At 61.2% G+C, this 17,077-nt stretch carries 14 protein-coding genes; all 14 read left to right on the top strand.

Annotated elements, in window-relative coordinates; all coding sequences use genetic code 11:
* Positions 1-1,414 (top strand): MmgE/PrpD family protein (locus tag WCZ84_RS06850; protein ID WP_372685517.1); only part of this gene is annotated, 1,414 nt, incomplete at its 5' end.
* A complete protein-coding gene (locus WCZ84_RS06845) occupies positions 1,411-2,646 on the top strand; it encodes a CaiB/BaiF CoA transferase family protein (protein ID WP_372685516.1) in 1,236 nt (411 codons plus the stop codon). The genes WCZ84_RS06850 and WCZ84_RS06845, both read left to right, overlap by 4 nt.
* Positions 2,647-2,699: 53 nt before the next feature.
* A complete protein-coding gene (locus WCZ84_RS06840; RefSeq protein WP_372685515.1) occupies positions 2,700-3,515 on the top strand; it encodes a CoA ester lyase in 816 nt (271 codons plus the stop codon).
* A 105-nt stretch (positions 3,516-3,620) separates the two neighbouring features.
* Positions 3,621-4,136 (top strand): MaoC family dehydratase, encoded by a 516-nt coding sequence (locus WCZ84_RS06835; protein ID WP_372685514.1) that lies wholly within the window; start codon positions 3,621-3,623, stop codon positions 4,134-4,136.
* A gap of 10 nt (positions 4,137-4,146) precedes the next feature.
* A complete protein-coding gene (locus tag WCZ84_RS06830) occupies positions 4,147-5,304 on the top strand; it encodes an acyl-CoA dehydrogenase family protein (RefSeq protein ID WP_372685513.1) in 1,158 nt (385 codons plus the stop codon).
* Positions 5,305-5,439: 135 nt separating this feature from the next.
* Positions 5,440-7,068, top strand: a complete 1,629-nt coding sequence (locus WCZ84_RS06825) for a thiamine pyrophosphate-binding protein (protein ID WP_372685512.1) — start codon at positions 5,440-5,442, stop codon at positions 7,066-7,068.
* A 222-nt stretch (positions 7,069-7,290) separates the two neighbouring features.
* A complete protein-coding gene (locus WCZ84_RS06820) occupies positions 7,291-9,393 on the top strand; it encodes a hydantoinase/oxoprolinase family protein (RefSeq protein ID WP_372685511.1) in 2,103 nt (700 codons plus the stop codon).
* 12 nt (positions 9,394-9,405) lie between these two features.
* Positions 9,406-11,109 carry a hydantoinase B/oxoprolinase family protein gene (locus WCZ84_RS06815; protein WP_372685510.1) on the top strand — a complete coding sequence of 568 codons (1,704 nt, stop codon included), beginning with the start codon at positions 9,406-9,408 and terminating at the stop codon, positions 11,107-11,109.
* A gap of 131 nt (positions 11,110-11,240) precedes the next feature.
* Complete coding sequence (locus WCZ84_RS06810) at positions 11,241-12,038, top strand: putative hydro-lyase (protein WP_372685509.1); 798 nt, start codon at positions 11,241-11,243, stop codon at positions 12,036-12,038.
* Between the two features lie 46 nt (positions 12,039-12,084).
* Positions 12,085-13,002, top strand: a complete 918-nt coding sequence (locus WCZ84_RS06805) for a branched-chain amino acid transaminase (RefSeq protein WP_372685508.1) — start codon at positions 12,085-12,087, stop codon at positions 13,000-13,002.
* Between the two features lie 74 nt (positions 13,003-13,076).
* The gene (locus tag WCZ84_RS06800; protein WP_372685507.1) at positions 13,077-13,706 is read left to right on the top strand and encodes a TRAP transporter small permease subunit; all 630 of its coding nucleotides are present in this window, start codon (positions 13,077-13,079) and stop codon (positions 13,704-13,706) included.
* 8 nt (positions 13,707-13,714) lie between these two features.
* Positions 13,715-15,007 (top strand): TRAP transporter large permease, encoded by a 1,293-nt coding sequence (locus WCZ84_RS06795; protein ID WP_372685506.1) that lies wholly within the window; start codon positions 13,715-13,717, stop codon positions 15,005-15,007.
* A gap of 142 nt (positions 15,008-15,149) precedes the next feature.
* Positions 15,150-16,118, top strand: a complete 969-nt coding sequence (locus WCZ84_RS06790) for a TRAP transporter substrate-binding protein (RefSeq protein ID WP_372685505.1) — start codon at positions 15,150-15,152, stop codon at positions 16,116-16,118.
* 88 nt (positions 16,119-16,206) lie between these two features.
* Complete coding sequence (locus WCZ84_RS06785; protein ID WP_372685504.1) at positions 16,207-17,031, top strand: GntR family transcriptional regulator; 825 nt, start codon at positions 16,207-16,209, stop codon at positions 17,029-17,031.
* Positions 17,032-17,077 lie beyond the last annotated feature (46 nt).

The raw sequence follows: 17,077 nt of genomic DNA, 5'->3' as shown, positions 1-17,077 counted from the left end.
TTCCCTGGATCACGTTCCGTCAGAGGTCATCGACTACGCCCGTCATCTGGTGCTGGATGCCGTGGGTTGTGCGCTGGCGGCCCGGCCCGAAGCGTTCGCACACGTGTATTCAGCCGCTATTACCGAATTGGCGGGCGTATCGGGTGCCGCCTCGGATGCAGCGCACGGATGCGCCGTGATCGGCCAGGCGTTCCGCCTGCCGGTTCGTGAAGCGGCCCTGCTGAACGGCATCTTGGCGCATGGGCTGGACTTCGACGACACCCACATCGCCGGCATCGCGCATCTCAGCGTCGCGGTATGGCCTGCCGTGATGGCGCTTGCGGCGCACCATCAACGCTCTGGGCGACAGGCATTTCTGGCGTATGTCGTCGGGCTCGAGGTCGGATCCAGGGTGGCTGCCGCGGCGCCCGGGCTGTTTCACGCGCGCGGTTTCCACCCGACCCTGACCGTGGGGCTGTTCGCGGCTGCGGTGGCTTGCGCCCAGTTGCTGGGGCTCGATCGCGACGGCATTCATCGTGCCCAGGGTTTTGCGCTCTCCATGACGGGCGGCAGTCTCCAGTTCGTCGAGGATGGCGCCTGGACCAAACGCCTGCATCCAGGCTGGGCCGCCAGTTCAGGGATTGCATGCGCCATCCTGGCCCGCCATCCGATCCCGACGCCGGGCAAGGTCTACGAGGGCCGTTTCGGCCTGTTTCGTGCGTTTCTCGGCGATGCGAATCAGGATCAGGTCGCCCTGGGCCAGATCACCGATCACCTGGGCGCCCATTGGCAGCTCAAGGGCATCGGCGTCAAGCCCTTTCCGGTATGTCACTTCAATCACGCCTGTGCGGATGCGTCGATCGCGCTGCACCGGCGCCTGTTCCAGGCCGGTGCCAGCATCCGTTCCATCCGGCGCATCGAGGTGCGCGCTCCAAAGGGGGTGATGCCGTCGGTCTGCGAGCCAGCGGACATAAAACGGCATCCAACGACCGAATACGAAGCAAAGTTCAGTATGCATTATGCCGTCGCCTGCGGGCTGTTGCGCGGGCATCTTGGCTTGGAGGACCTGGCGCCCGACGCGATCGCCGATCCAGAGGTCGGGGCCTTGATGCGTCGGGTGGATTGCGTCGCGGATCCGGCGTCGACGTTTCCCCGGCACTACACAGGCGAAGTCGTGCTGTTCTTCGAAGACGGCACGACGATGGCGCACCGCGAAAACGTCAACCGCGGCCATGCAGAGCGCCCATTGGACAACGACGCGATCCAGGCCAAGTTTCGGGCCAATGCCGCGCGTGCCTTGTCGGCTGCACAGGTTCAGGCGCTCGAGCGCTTCATCGTGTCGATGGACGCGGATCTGCGCAGCCTGCGCACAATGGATTCGCTCGTCACCCCGGAGCCTCCTTCACCCCTATCCATTCAGGAGTCCCGCCCATGAACCAGCCTTCCGTTTCCAATCACGCGACACCGGCTCGGACGCCGCCGCTCCAGGGTATGCGCATCCTGGCCGTCGAGCAGTATGGCGCGGGTCCATTCGGCACTTCGTACCTGGCCGATCTGGGCGCAGAAGTCATCAAAATCGAAAACCCGGCCGGCGGGGGCGACGTCGGTCGTTATGTGGGGCCTTACTTCTTCGGGCCGGACGACAGCCATTTTTTCGAGACGTTCAACCGCAACAAGCGCAGTTTGACTCTCGATCTCAAGCAGCCCGATGGCCTGCAGGTATTTCATCGGCTCGTGAAGCGTGCCGACGCGGTGATCAACAATCTGCGGGGCGATCTGCCGGAAAAGATGGGCCTGACCTATGACGCATTGAAAGCGGTCAACCCGCGCATCGTGTGCACGCATTTGTCCGCCTATGGCCGCGAAGGCGCGCGCGCCTCATGGCCTGGGTACGACTATCTCATGCAGGCGGAAGCGGGCCACATGATGTTGACCGGCGAACCCGATGGCCCGCCGGTCCGGTACGGTCTCTCCATCGTCGACCTGATGACGGGCCTGGTTGCGGCGTTCGGCCTGCTGGCGGCCATCTGCAGCGCACGGGACACCGGAATCGGCGCGGATGTCGACACCTCTCTCTTTGACGTTTCCATCCATAATCTGAACTATCCGGGCACCTGGTATCTCAATTCGGCCGTCGTCACGGATCGTGCGCCCCGTTCTGGCCATCCGAGTCTGGTCCCCAGCGAGCTCTATTGCACGGCCGATGGCTGGATATTCGTCATGTGCAACAAGGAGAAGTTCTGGCCGTTGCTGTGCCACGAGCTCGGGCACGACGAATGGGCCACGGATGCCAGATTCTCGACTTTCAAGGACCGGCTCCAGAATCGGCAGGCCCTGACAGACCTGCTCGATTCGGTATTCACGACCCAAACGACGGCTTATTGGATCGAAAAACTATCCGGTACGGTTCCGGTCGCGCCCGTGCTTGGCATCGATCAGGCGCTGGATTCCAAGTTTGTGGCAGAGCGGGGCGCGGTTCGTCCCTTCGAACGTTCCGATGGCCAGGACATGCGTCTGTTGCGCAATCCGATCCGGATCGCCGATACCGCATTGCCAATGCGGGGCGCGCCGGGCCTCGGAGAAGACAACCAGAGCCTGCTCGAGGAAGTCGGCTTCAGCCAGGAAGAAATCCGCGCGTTGCGCAGCAGAAAGATCATCGGCGCCTAGCATCTCGGTCGCAAAGGCGCCGAGTCGCGGCCACTACATCGTGTTCAATGAAAATGCAAAATTCCTTTCTGTTTGTGCCGGGTGACCGGCCGGAACGTTTTGGCAAGGCGTTCCAGTCGGGGGCCCACAGGGTCATTCTGGATCTGGAAGACGCCGTGGCGCCAGAGCACAAGGCCGTCGCCCGGTCCGCGGTGCGGGCATTCCTGGCATCCGAAAAGGACTGCGTCGTGCGCATCAATGGCGTCGATTCCGCGTGGTTTGCATCAGACCTGGAGATGCTGCGCGACATGCAGCCGGCGGCGGTCATGTTGCCGAAGGCCGAATCGTGCGAGATGGTGGCCGAACTGGTTGCCGGCGTGGACGAGTCGGTGCCGGTGATCGCACTCATCGAAACTGCACAAGGGTTGGCGTCGTGCCGGACCCTGCTGCGCTCGCCGCAGGTGATGCGCCTGGCATTCGGTTCCGTGGATTTCATGTCCGACCTGGACATCCTGGATGATGATCAGGGCTTGCTGCTGGCGCGTTCCGAACTGGTGCTGGCGTCCCGGTTGGCCGGGCGCGCCGGCCCGATCGACGGCGTGACGCTCGCGCTCGATGATGACGCGATGCTCGAGGCGGACGTGGCGCGCGCGCGCCAACTGGGCTTTTCTGGAAAGCTGTGTATCCATCCGCGCCAAATCCCGATCGTCAATGCGGGTTTCCTGCCAGACCCGGCCGAGGTTGAATGGGCCCGGCGCGTTCTCGAGGCATCCAGTGCCCCAGGATCGGCAGGGGCCATTCGCGTCGACGGCAAGCTGGTCGACAGGCCGGTGATCGAGCGCGCAGCGCGGCTGGTGGCGGCGAGCCGGGCGCCTGGCGGTGGCGGGTAATGGGTAAAAGGGAATCATGGCGCCCGGCGTCCGACATGTCCGGACGCACGGATTCGGCCTCGGGCGGCCAGCGGCTGTATCAATTGAAACAGGAGAACAGGCATCGTGCACGCACATAAACAACTGGACAAACAGCGTTACCGGGAAACCTTTGGACGCTACTACGAGGAATTTACGGTCGGGGACGTCTACGAGCACCGGCCCGGCCGGACGATCACTGAAACAGACAACATCTGGTTCACCCTGCTGACCATGAACACCCATCCCATGCATTTCGACGAGGAATATGCCAAGGCCAGTGAGTTCGGGAAATGCATTATTTGCAGTCCCCTGACGGTGGCGCTGATGGTCGGCATGAGCGTCAGCGACGTCAGCCAGAAGGCGATTGCCAATCTGGGCTGGACCGACATCAAACTGGTGCACCCGCTGTTTGCCGGTGACACCCTGTATGCGGCATCCGAAGTCATCGGCAAGCGCGAGTCCGCTTCACGGCCGGATTCAGGGATTGTGACGGTCGAGACGGTCGGCAGCAATCAGGATGGCAAGACCGTTTGCACCTTCAGTCGGACGATACTCGTCGCAAAGAAGGGGCATAGCGTGGAAGACCGCGTCAATTACTGAGAGGCACGATATGGTCAGGGAAGCCAGGGCAGAGGAACAGCAGGCGTTTGTGGATGCCGTCGACGTCTGGGTACAGAAAGAATTGCGGCCCGTCGCCCGGAAATTCGATCAGGCTGACGAGTATCCGCATGAAATCGTCGAACAGATGAAGGCGATGGGCTTATTTGGCGCGACCATCAGCGAGCAATATGGCGGGCTGGGTCTCTCCGCGTGGACCTACGCGCAGATCGTCGTCAAGGTCGCATCGGTGTGGATGGCCCCCTGTGGCATTTTCAATTCCCATTTGATCATGGCCTCCGCGATCGAGCGAAATGGCACCGAGGCGCAGAAGGAACACTATCTGCCGCGCATGGCCACCGGCGAGTACCGGGGCAGCATCGGCCTGACCGAGCCCAATGCCGGCTCCGATCTGCAGGCCATCCGCACGGTCGCAAAGCGCGTGGGCGACGGCTATGTCGTGAACGGCGCCAAGACCTGGATCACCAACAGCATGTACGGCGACGGCACGCTCCTTCTGGTAAAGACCGATCCTGCCGCGCGGCCGGCCCACAAGGGCATGAGCCTGTTCATCGCAGACAAGGGGCCCGGCTTTACCGTGGTGGGCAAGCTGCAAAAACTGGGATACCGCGCGATCGACACCTGTGAGCTGACCTTCGATGACTATCACGTAGCGGCTGCCAGCCTCCTGGGGGGCGTCGAGGGGCGCGGCTTCATACAGATTGCCGGCGGGCTCGAGCTGGGGCGCATCAACGTGGCGGCCCGCGGCGCTGGCATTGCCGAAGGGGCTTTGAAGCTGGCCCTGGACTACGCCCAGCAGCGTACGGCATTTGGCAAGCCAATCTGCCAGCATCAGGCCATCCAGCTCAAGCTGGCCGACATGGTCACCCGCGTAGAAGGGGCGAAGCTGTTGATCCAGCAGGCGGCCACAAAGTACGACCTTGGCGAGCGCTGCGACCTCGAGGCGGCCATGGCCAAGCTGGCTGGTTCGGAAGCCGGCGCGTTCTGCGCGCAGGAGGCCATGCGAATCTTTGGCGGATACAGTTATTCCCTGGAATATGAAATAGAGCGCTTCTATCGCGACGCCATGCTGATGTGCATAGGCGAGGGCACGAACGAGATTCTTCGCCAGGTGATTGCGAAGCAGCTCGTCGCGCGTCACGCGGCCTGAGGCGCCCAGGCTGCCTGCCGGACGTCGGGCCTGGATGGCGGGGGTCGCAGGCCTCTTTGGGTTTTTCATTGAAAATTCCGGTGCGCATGGCAGGGCGTACCGGGCGTGGATTCAGCAACACAAGGACGAGATCACATGGACGTGCAGGAGCTGGCAGGCAGAACATTGCTCGATATGGGGGTGGAAACGGTTTTTGGTGTCATGGGCGAGGTCAATATGTACACCATGCACCATTTTGTGGCCGGCGGGGGCCGTTACGTCAAAGCCGCAGGCGAGGCGGGCGCCGTGCAGATGGCCATGGGGTATGCAAGCATCAGCGGGCGCATCGGGGTGGCGACCACGACCTGCGGGCCAGGTTTCACCAATACCATAACGGCGCTGACCGAAGGGGCCAGGGCGCATCATCCGCTCGTGGTACTCACTGGTCAGGGCCGCGACGATCTGCGTGGCTACATGCAGAGCGTGGATCAGCAGGCTTTCACCCGGCCGACCGGCGCGGGTTTCGAGCGCCCCGACAACATGGCCGACATCCAGCCCAGCCTCGTGCGCGCTTTTCGGCGGGCCCATGCCGAAAAACGGCCCATCGTGCATGAGCTGCCGCCCTACAACCTGCACAATGCGGTCGATATTCCTTACAGGCGCTACGCGTTGGATGCGCAACCAATCAGGGCGGAGCTCATACCGGGCGACGCATGGGACAGCGCCATCGGCATGATTGCGACCGCCAAGCGACCCCTGATTCTGGTGGGCTATGGCGCCGTGCTCGAGGGGGTGAGCCAAGAACTCTCCGCGTTGGCGGACAGGCTGGGGGCACCGATCGTCACGACCTTGCGTGCCAAGGACTACCTGCGCGATTCGGGCGCCTACCTGGGGTTGATGGGGGTTTCGTGCCGTTCGGAAGCGGTCGAGGCGATGCTTGCCAGCGATTGCGTCATCGCGTTCGGGGCCAGCCTGAATACCTACACCACGAGCAACGGCACGTACCTGCGGGGCAAGCGGGTCATTGCGTTCGACGGCATGGTGCGTGACGTCTCCAAGTATGTCATCCCGGACGTGGCCATTCACGTCAATCTCAGAGCGGCCATCAACTACATCATGCACTGGCTCGACGAAGCGGAGGTGCCGAACTCCGGATTTGCCGCCGAAGAGGTGGTCGTCAAGGCCTGCAGGGCGATCCGCACGCGCCGCACCCTCCAGAATCCCGAGTTCAACGCAGCCGACTTCCTGACGTACGACAAGGCGCTGGCCGTCATAGATGAAACAGTCGGTAAAAGGATTTTAGTGACCGAGGGCGGCCGGTACAAATACAGTGCGTGGCACAACCTGTTCGTGGACGACCCGCGGAATTTCGTCCCGAGCCTGAGCTACGGGTGCATCGGCGTCGGCCTGGGGCACGGGATTGGCGCTGCGGTGGCGGACCCCGAGTCGACGGTCGTCGTGGTGGTGGGGGATGGCGGCCTGATGAATGCCGGCCTGTCCGAATTGCAGACCATCCAAAATGAAAATCTCAAGGTTGTGGTGGTGGTTTGCAATGACAGTGCATACGGGGCCGAGTACCACAAGTTCGTCGAGCAAGGGCTCGATCCCGGGTTGACGCGGCTCAGGCAACCGGTATTTTCAACGGTGGCCGGCGCGCTGCAGGGCACCGGGATCCGGGTGGCCACGGTTGCCGATCTGCCGCGCCTGAAGCAGGCGATCGAGCAATGGAAGGGCGACGGCTTGCTGCTCGTCGAGCTCGTCGTGGACACGCGATCGTCCGAGTAAAAGCCATGATTTCGACCCCGTGCGGGCTGTGATACGCCGAGCGCATCCCATGGCGCCGGAGCCCGCCCGAAATCTGTTGACACTCGCAGATCACCATGTTAATTTGTACGGACCATTCAAATATAAGAGTGGATCACAATACTAGAGACATTAAAAAGTTTGCATAAAGCTGCGCTGAAAATGTCCGGTCAAAGAAGTACTCATTCATGACGGAGATCAGACTTGAGCAACAAAGGCAAGAACTATCGTCTTGGTTTCGACACCGGTGGCACTTTCACCGACTTCGCGCTGTTCGATGAATCCAGCAGCACGTTGCACGTCCACAAGGTGCTCAGCACCCCCCAAGATCCGGCGCTGGCTGTGATCCAAGGCGTACAGGATCTGGTTGGCCAATTGGGTATAGACCCCGCGCGCGACCAGCTGACCATCTACGGGGCCACCACCGTGGTCACCAATGCCGCGATCGAGCGCAAAGGCGCGGTCACAGCCTTGCTGGTCACCGAGGGCTTCAGAGACGTCCTCGAATTCCGCCGCGAGCAGCGCTACGACATCTACAACCTGTTCATGGAGCTGCCCAAGCCGGTGGTGCCGCGACATTTGGTGTACGGGATCAAGGGGCGCATCAACGCCGACGGGCACGAGGTCATGCCGCTGGATGAAGCATCGCTCGACCAGGCAATCGCCCAAATGCGTGAAGACGGGGTGCAGTCGGTCGCGGTCTGCTTTTTGCATTCCTACATCAACGGTGCGCACGAAGTCCAGGCGCGGGCGCGGATCGAATCCGCGCTGCCTGGTATCGACGTGACCCTGTCTTCAGAGCTCGTGCCCGAAATGCGCGAATTCGAAAGGGCATCCACAACCAGCCTGAATGCCTACACACTGCCGCTGCTGCGCGAGCACACCCAGAGCCTGAGGCGCCACCTCGGTGCGCTGGGTTTCAAAGACGACTTCTATCTGATGCTGTCCAGCGGCGGGATCCTCAGCTCCGAGCTCGCCCACAAAACGCCTGTCAAGGCCATCGAATCGGGCCCGGCCGCCGGCGCCATTGCGTGTACGTATTACAGCGCCTCGATGGGCTTTCCCAATATATTGTCGTTCGACATGGGGGGGACCACGGCCAAGGTATGCGTCATTTCCGAAGGGCAACCTTCCGTGACGAACCAGTTCGAGGTGGCGCGGGTCGCCCGCTTCGAGCGGGGCAGCGGCCTGCCCGTGCGCATACCGGTGATCAACATGATTGAAATCGGCACGGGTGGCGGCTCCATTGCGCGGGTAGACCATCTCGGCCTGATCCAGGTCGGGCCGCGCAGTGCGGGTGCCAGCCCCGGCCCGGCCTGTTATGGGCAGGGCGGGCGCGCGCCCACCGTAACCGACGCGAATCTCGTGCTTGGCTATCTCAATCCAGACTATTTTCTTGGCGGCTCGATGAATCTGGACCTCGATGCGGCCACTGGCGTCATCGAAACCGAGGTTGCCAAGCCTTCGGGGATCTCTCTTCAAGAAGCGGCGTGGGGGATCTACGCCATTGCCAACCAGAGCATGGTGCGCGCGGCCTCCGTTCACGTGGTCGAGCAGGCCAAAGATCCGCGCAATTTCACGATGATCGCATTCGGCGGGGCCGGTCCGCTGCACGCCTGCCGGGTGGCCAAGTCACTGGGCATCCGTACCGTCGTCTGCCCGTACGGCGCCGGGGTCACGTCGGCGGTCGGCCTGCTGGTCGCGCCGCTGGTGATCGACTTCGGTTTCACGCGTCGAATGCCGCTGGCGGATCTCGGTTGGGGCCAGGTGGCGGCCATCTACGCCGAGCATGAAGAATCGGCCAGGCAGCAAGTCATTCAGGCCGGCGCCGATCCCCAGAAAATAGCCGTCACCCGAACCTGCGACATGCGATATGTGGGTCAGGGCTACGAGATTTCCGTGTCATTTCCCGACACCGTCACCGGCGATACCGTTGCAGATACCCTGCGGGCAGCCTTCAATGAAGAATACCGCAGAATATTTGGCCATGAAATCGGCGGGGTCCCGATCGAGGTGCTGAACTGGCGCGGGGCGGTGCGGGGGGATTCGAACGCCCTGACGCTCCGGTCGGCGGCGCGCCAGGGCACCCAGACACTTCAAGACGCACTGCGGGGTACGCGCAAAATATACCTGCCCGAGCAGAACGGTTATGCGGACGTGCCGGTGTACGACCATGACCGGTTGCCATCGGGTGCAGAATTCCATGGCCCCGCCATTGTCGAGCAAAAGGAATCGACCACGGTCGTGATTCCCGGCAGCCACGTCAAAGTGGATGATCAACTCAATCTAATCGTTCAGCTGAACTAGGTGGGACGTTTCATGGCTTACGATCCTGTTACTTTGAAAATGATGTGGGACCGCCTGATCGCGGTTGTCGATGAAGCCGATACGGCCCTGGGCCGCATGGCATTCTCGACCGTGGTGCGCGAGGCGCATGACTATGTCACGGTCCTGCTCGACGACACCGGGCGATCCATCGCGCAGTGTACCTATAGCATTCCTTCGTTCATCGGCACGCTGCCGACGACGGCACGGCATATCCTCGAACGCATACCGGCCGACACGCTGCGTCCGGGCGACGTGGTGATCACAAATGACCCATGGCTGGGTACGGGGCACTTGCCAGACATCACGATGCTGTCGCCCATATTCCACCAGGGCCGGCTGATTGCGTTCGCCGGCAACGTGGCCCACATGCCGGACATCGGCGGCCGGGCGTTCTCGGCGGATGCCCGCGAAGTATTCGAAGAAGGCCTGCGTTTACCGCCCATGTTCCTGTACCGTGGCGGCGAGCCCGCACAAGAGCTTTTCTCGATCATCCGGCATAACGTCAGGGTACCCGAACAGGTTCTGGGCGATCTCGAGGCCGGCCGCAGCGCCAACGAGGTCATGGCGCGCCGGCTCGAAGGGTTCCTGACGGATTACGGCCTGACGGATCTGCGCGAACTGGGCGAAGAAATGTTCAGCCGCTCAGAAGCCAATATGCGTGCCAAGATCTCCGAGCTGCCCGATGGCGAATATTGCGATTCGCTGATCATGGACGGGTTCGACGAACCCCTGAAGATCAATACGCGGATCGTGATCAAGGGCGATCAGATTCTGGTCGATTATGCCGGCAGTTCGCCACAGATCGACCGGGCCATGAATTCGGTGCATAACTATACGTATGCCTACACAGTCTACCCCCTCAAGTGCATTCTGGACCCGGAGACCCCCAACAACGAAGGCTCGTTCCGGCCCCTCGAAATCACGGCGCCCGAAGGCAGCTTTTTGAACCCGCGCCTGCCGGCCGCGGTCAATGGGCGTCACCTCGTGGGCCATCTGCTCAGTTTCGCCATCTACGGCGCCCTGCGGAACATTATCCCCGAGAAAATCCTGGCAGATGGCGGTTGCGCGCCATCCTGGGTGCTGGTGCTCAATGGCCAGCACGACACCGGTCGGCCATTCTCCAGCTTCATGTTCTTTGCGGGTGGCCAGGGGGCGCGCCGTGGCATGGATGGGCCCGCCTCTCTTCATTTCCCGACGAATATCTCCTCGGTGCCGGCCGAACACATGGAAGCCACCTGTCCTGTACGCATAGAATTTCGCGAACAGATCCCCGACTCCGGCGGTGGTGGCCAGTGGCGGGGCGGCAACGGGGTGCGCATCATCTTGCGCAGTCTCGCGACCCGGCCGTGCGCCGTGACCCTGCAGTGCGAACGCATTCAGCATCCGCCCCAAGGGCTGTTCGGGGGCCAGGCCGGCTCGCCGGGGCGCGCGATCCTGAACGGCGAACCCATTGCGAAGCCTAAGGAACAATTCATACTGCAGCCCAACGATGTTCTGATGCTGGATTTGCCCGGCGGGGCGGGTTATGGAGACCCCTTGCTGCGCGCACCGGATGCGGTGCTGGATGACGTGCGTGCCGGCGTCATCACGGCTGCCAGTGCGAAAAAGGTCTTTGGGGTGGCGCTGTCGCCCGATGGCCGGCAGCTCGACGCCAAGGCAACGGAACGTCACCGCGCGGCGACCGCACAGGCCTAGCGGGTCCGGCCGATCGTCGTAACGAAAGTGTCCGCCGTGCTGACCTGGATGCCGAGCAGTTGGCCAAGGCGGACGTGTATACGATTGTGTTTCATGTCTCGTGATTCATGAAAACATTGTGGAGCCCCTGAATGCAAAAATCGGAACTGCAAGATCTGACGATCCATCAAATCAGACAGCACATTCGCGAAGGTGCCTATACCAGCGATACCATGGGCGTTGCGGATGGCTATGTCCAGGCCAACCTGGTGATCCTGCCAAAGGACGTCGCCTTTGATTTCCTGGTCTTTTGCCAACGAAACCCCAAACCCTGTCCGCTGCTGGACGTGACCCTGCCGGGTTCGCCCACGCCGGAATTGCTGGCGCCCGGGGCGGATCTGCGCACGGATGTCCCACGCTATCGGGTATTTCGGCAGGGTGAACTGGTCGATGAGCCCACCGACATCCGGTCTTATTGGCGGGATGATCTCGTAGCCTTTCTCCTGGGTTGCAGTGCAACCTTCGACAACGCATTGCGAAATGCCCGGATGCCCCTGAGCTTCCTCGAGCAAGGCATGGTGCCACCCGTATTCGAGACGAATGTGCAATGTTTGCCGGTCGGGCCATTTCATGGGCCCATCGTGGCAACGATGCGTCCCATACCCGATCATCTGGTGGTCAAGGCAGTCCAGTTGTCCGGCCGGTTCCCCTCGGCCCATGGCACGCCGATCCAGGTCGGGTACCCCGAAAAAGTCGGGGTGACCGACCTGTCCAAGCCGAAATATGGCACGCCTTTGGTAATGCAACCCACCGATGTACCGGTGTTCTGGGCCTGCGGCGTCACCCCCCAGGAAGTCGCGATGGCCTCGAAAACCGACTGGATGATCACGCATGCGCCGGGGCATATGTTCCTGAGTGACCGGCACTACGAACAGGACGCGGTCGTGTAACCAGGGTCGCATGGGCGGCCAGAATGAATCGTATACAAGGAAATTCATGATGAACGTGAAAATGGTGTACCTGAACGGTGACGTCGTTCCGTATGAACAGGCGTCCGTGCCATTGCTGAATACATCGTTCCGATATGGCGCGATGGTATTCGAAGGCATTCGTGCCTATTGGGACGACAAAACCAAGGCACTCAATCTGTTCCGGTTGGATGAGCACGCCGTCAGGTTGCTGGAATCCATCAAGCTCATGCGGTTTGAGGCCGCCTATACTCAAGAGCAGATCAGCCAGGCCGTGGTTGATTATCTGAAGGTGCTGGCCCCGACACAAGACGTCCATCTCCGGCAGATGGTCTTTCTGGACAGCGACGAATTCTATTACGCGCGCGGCCCGTTGCAGATGGCTGTTGCCGCCGTGCCCATGGGCCGTCGGCGCGGATTCGAAAAGGGCATCCATTGCAACATCTCATCCTGGCGGCGCATATCCGACCAGTCGGTTCCGCCGCGCATCAAGTGCGCGGGCAACTATCAGAACAGCCGGCTCGCGCATATCGAATCGATTGAATCGGGGTATGACTATCCGCTGATCCTGAACGATCGCGGCAAAGTATCCGAGGGCGCGGGTTCGGCGGTCATGCTGGTGCGCCATGGCGCGCTGGTGACCCCGCCCGTCACCGCCGATCTGCTCGAATCCATCACGCGCCAGACCCTGATCGAACTGGCACGAGACCGGCTGGGGCTCCGGGTCGAGGAGCGAGAGGTGGATCGGACCGAATTGCTGCTGGCCGAGGAAGTATTCCTGTGCGGCACAGCAGAAGAAGTGGTGCCGGTCGTCAGCGTGGATCGTGTGACCATCGGCGACGGCCGTCCGGGGTCGGTGACGTGCGGGCTTCAGGAAGAACTGCTGGCGGCTGCGCGCGGCGATTCCGAGCGCTATTCAGAGTGGCGCACCCGGGTACCGAACTAAAGCCATCTTCGAAGAGCCGGCATCGAGCTCTGGAAATCTGCAGCATCCACACTGGACGAATCAGGAAACGCCCAATGAGTTCAAACACCAGCTCCTTCGTCATTGCGGTCAGCAGGGTGTTGGCGTGGTTGGCCGGCCTGCTGCTTCTCGCGTCAGCGCTCATCGTCTCCATCGATGTGATCACCCGGGGCCTCGTGAGCCTGACGTTCCTGCAGAGTTTCGAGCTGAGCAGCTATGCTTTTGCGGCCGCCGTGACGCTTGGGCTGGCGTATACCCTGATTTCGCGTACCCATATCCGCATCGAGGTCATTTACGTCCTCCTGAAGCCCCGCCTGCGGGCCGTGCTCGATCTGTTGGCGATCTCGACGATGGCGGTCACCGCCATTGCCCTGGCCTGGTTCTCTTTCCAGACGGTCTGGTATTCATGGAGCATCAATTCGCACTCCAATACGACATTGGCGGTGCCCCTTGCGCTTCCGCAGGGGATCTGGCTTCTTGGGATCATCTGGTTCGCCTTTACGGCCGTCTGGCTCACCGTCCGGTCCATCAGGCACCTCATCCGCGGGCAATACCGGCTTCTGGCCAGCGAGATCGGGGTGCTGGCACTGCAAGACGAGCTTGATCAATCCGACATTCCGCTGGCCGACGTCGCCCAGGAAGATTCCGACGGGCGGGAAGGCGGATCCTCCTTACCCGGAAGCTGAGAACATCCATGCTATTTGTCGCTCTCGCCCTGCTGCTGGTCCTGATTGCTGCAAGCCTGCATGTTGCGGTGGTGCTGGGCCTGTTGGGCACTACGCTGGCCGACTTGTACAGCCCATTTCCGGTCTTTCGGGCGCTGGGCGAGCTGACCTGGAGCTCGAGCACCAACTTTTTGCTGCTTGCGGTTCCGCTTTTCATCATGATGGGTGAACTGCTGCTGCGTTCCGGCCTGACGGAAAAGATGTACGAGTGCCTGGATGCCTGGGTCGGGCGGATCCCGGGCGGGTTGATGCACACCAATGTGGCCGCTTCGGCCGTGTTTGCCGCCACATCCGGTTCAAGCCTGGCGACGGCGGCAACGATCGGGACGGTCTCGATCCCGAACATGAAGAAACATGGGTACAACCCCGCGTTGTTCCTGGGTTCGATTGCGGCAGGCGGCACCCTGGGGATCCTGATTCCACCCAGCATCAACATGATTCTTTATGGCAGCCTGTCCGATACGTCGGTATCGGCGCTCTATCTCGCGTCGTTCATACCGGGGGTTCTGCTGGCCGTGGCGTTTTCTGCCATCATCGCCCTCATCTGCATCATCAGGCCCGCCTTTGGCGGCGCACCCGCAAGAAAATACAGCTGGCCAGAACGCTTGCGCAGCCTGGTGCACCTTGGCCCGCCCACCATTCTTTTCCTGCTCGTCGTCGGCTCTATTTACGCGGGCCTGGCCACGCCCACCGAGGCCGCGTCGCTCGGGGTGATCGCCACGCTGCTGTTTACTTACGTTCGGGGCCGCTTGTCGGTACAGGTCTTGCTGCGCACCTTCGAGGCCACCGTGCGTACCACGTCCATGATCATCCTGATCGTGGTGGCCGCGTTGTTCCTGAATTTCGTGCTGTCGACGCTGGGGCTGACGAACCGCATCGTCGGGGCGGTCACGTCGCTTCAATGGCCGCCGCTGGGCGTATTGTTTGCCATTATCTGCCTCTATCTGGTTTTAGGCTGCTTTATTGAGACGATTACGCTCATGATCGCGACCACGCCCCTGGTGGTGCCTGTCATCAAGAGCCTTGGCTACGATCCCGTGTGGTTCGGTGTCGTGTTCGTCATTCTCATCGAGGCAGCGCTGATCACCGCGCCCATCGGCATGAACCTGTTCGTCGTCCAGACGATTCGTGGCGAAGGCCCCTTCAGAGACGTAATGATCGGTTCCTTGCCGTTTTTGTTCATGATGTTCTTCATGATTGCTTTGCTGATTCTCTTTCCGGATCTGGCTCTACTGCTTCCCAGGCTGTTCAATACGGGCTGAATGCCGTCCTGAATAGCCTCTCGCATACCTATACCCATTAGGAGACATTGAAATGAAAAAGACCCTACGTACGCTGCTTGGCGTCACCATCGCGAGCCTTTCGCTGATATCGGTGGCCGGCGCTGCCGAGGACATGCCAAAGGTGGAACTGGCTGCCGTGGGCAATCTCGGGATCACGACCCAATACAATGAGCTGGAAGCGCCCTTTTGGAACAAATGGATCCCCGAAGCCACGAACGGTGCGGTCACTGCCACGGTTCGCCCATGGAACGAAATGGGCCTGACGGGCCAGGAAGTATTCCGGCTTTTGCGGCTGGGCACCTACGATGTAGGCAATACCGTAATGGGATTTCTGGCGGGGGATGCGCCGATTCACGAAGGAACGGACCTTCCAGGGCTGACCTCTTCGATCGAAGAGCTGCGTGAAGTAACCAATGCGTTCCGGCCCGTACTCGAGGCCTATTACGCCAAAGACAACCAGGTCAAGGTTCTGGCGCTGACCTCGTACCAGCGTCAGGTTCTTTATTGCAGAGATGAACTCAAAGGGCTGGCCGACCTGAAAGGGCGGAAAATCCGCGTGGGCGGTACGTCTCAGGCGGATTTCATCGGGTTTTTCGGTGCAACAGGCATCCCGATGCCGTTTGCCGAGGTTCAGCAGGCGCTGGCAACCGGTGTGCTCGATTGTGCCATTACCGGAACGCTGGGTGGCTACAAGGCCAAGTGGTTTCAACCGGCGAAATACCTTTATACCCTGCCCATCAGCTGGGCCAGCTCGATCCAGGGCATGAACATCCATGCCTGGAACAAATTGTCGCCCGCCGAGCAGACCATCCTGATGGAGCAGGTGCATCGTCTCGAAAAGGCGATCGACGAGCAGAACATTCGTGAAGACGAGCTTGGCATCCAGTGCAATACGGGTGGCGCCTGTTCGGAAGGGCCGGCGGCCGATATGAAACTCGTGCCGGTAACCGACGAAGACCTCAAACTGAAGCGCGAGGTGCTGCTCGAGGTGGTTTTGCCCAAGTGGGCGCAGCGCTGCGGGGAAGCCTGTGCTGAATCATGGAACGAAACCGTCGGGAAAATGCTGAATCTCCAGGCTAAAGCCAAGTAAATCGTTTTCCGCATGCATCCTGGTGCCGCCCGATCATGCACGATGTGATACCTTGAAAAGCAGAGTGTATCGTTAGGAGATTGCAGGCATGGTTGTGCGGCTGGCTGAAAGCTCGACGTCGAATCTAACGCCAGAAGAAAACCAGGGGCTGGACGGCGGCTTTGGGGATGGTGGCACGGGCATGGAAATATCCGACAACGCTCAGCCGCGCTACCAGCAGGTGGCGCGGCAACTGACGGCGGCCATCGCCGACGGGCGTTTTCCGATCGGTTCGCAATTGCCCACCGAGATGGAAATCTGCAAGCAGTTGAGCCTCAGCCGGTTTACGGTCCGTGAAGCGATCCGGGTACTGGTCGATCGCGGTCTCGTCGTTCGCCGGCCCCGGGTGGGCACGATCGTCATCGCAACACCAGACGAAAGCCGCTATACCGTCAATCTGTCGTCCATCAAAGACCTGTTCCAGTACGCACAGCACACGGATTTGGTGCTTTCCAACATCAGGCAGGAATACGTGGACACAGACCTCGCGCTCGAGCTGGGCCTGCCTACCGACGAATCCTGGATATGCGCGACCGGGCTGCGCAGTGACACGGAAACATCCTCGCCCTTTTGCGTGACGCACCTGTACGTCAACCCACGGCTGAGCGGCATCGAGAAAAGACTGCGCAAACGCAAGACGGCGGTCTATTCGCTGCTCGAAAAAGAATATGGGGTGCGGATCAAGCGGGTGGAGCAGGAGCTGCAAGGCGTGATTTTCAACCAGGGCGACGCCGCGCTCCTGGGCCTCGATGGCTGTCATGCCGGGCTGCGCATCATCCGCCGTTATTTCGACGGCAGCGGGCGGCTGCTCGAGGTGGCCGACAATATTCACCGCAGCGATCGATTCAACTATCGCATGCACTTGTCCCGTTAGCGGGCCGGGATCCTGCCCGCCGGGCGCGATCCGAAGTGCTATATTG

Source organism: Castellaniella sp., assembly GCF_041675725.1.
In the GTDB taxonomy this organism is placed as follows: domain Bacteria; phylum Pseudomonadota; class Gammaproteobacteria; order Burkholderiales; family Burkholderiaceae_B; genus Castellaniella.
This window is presented reverse-complemented; position numbering and strand designations above follow the sequence as displayed.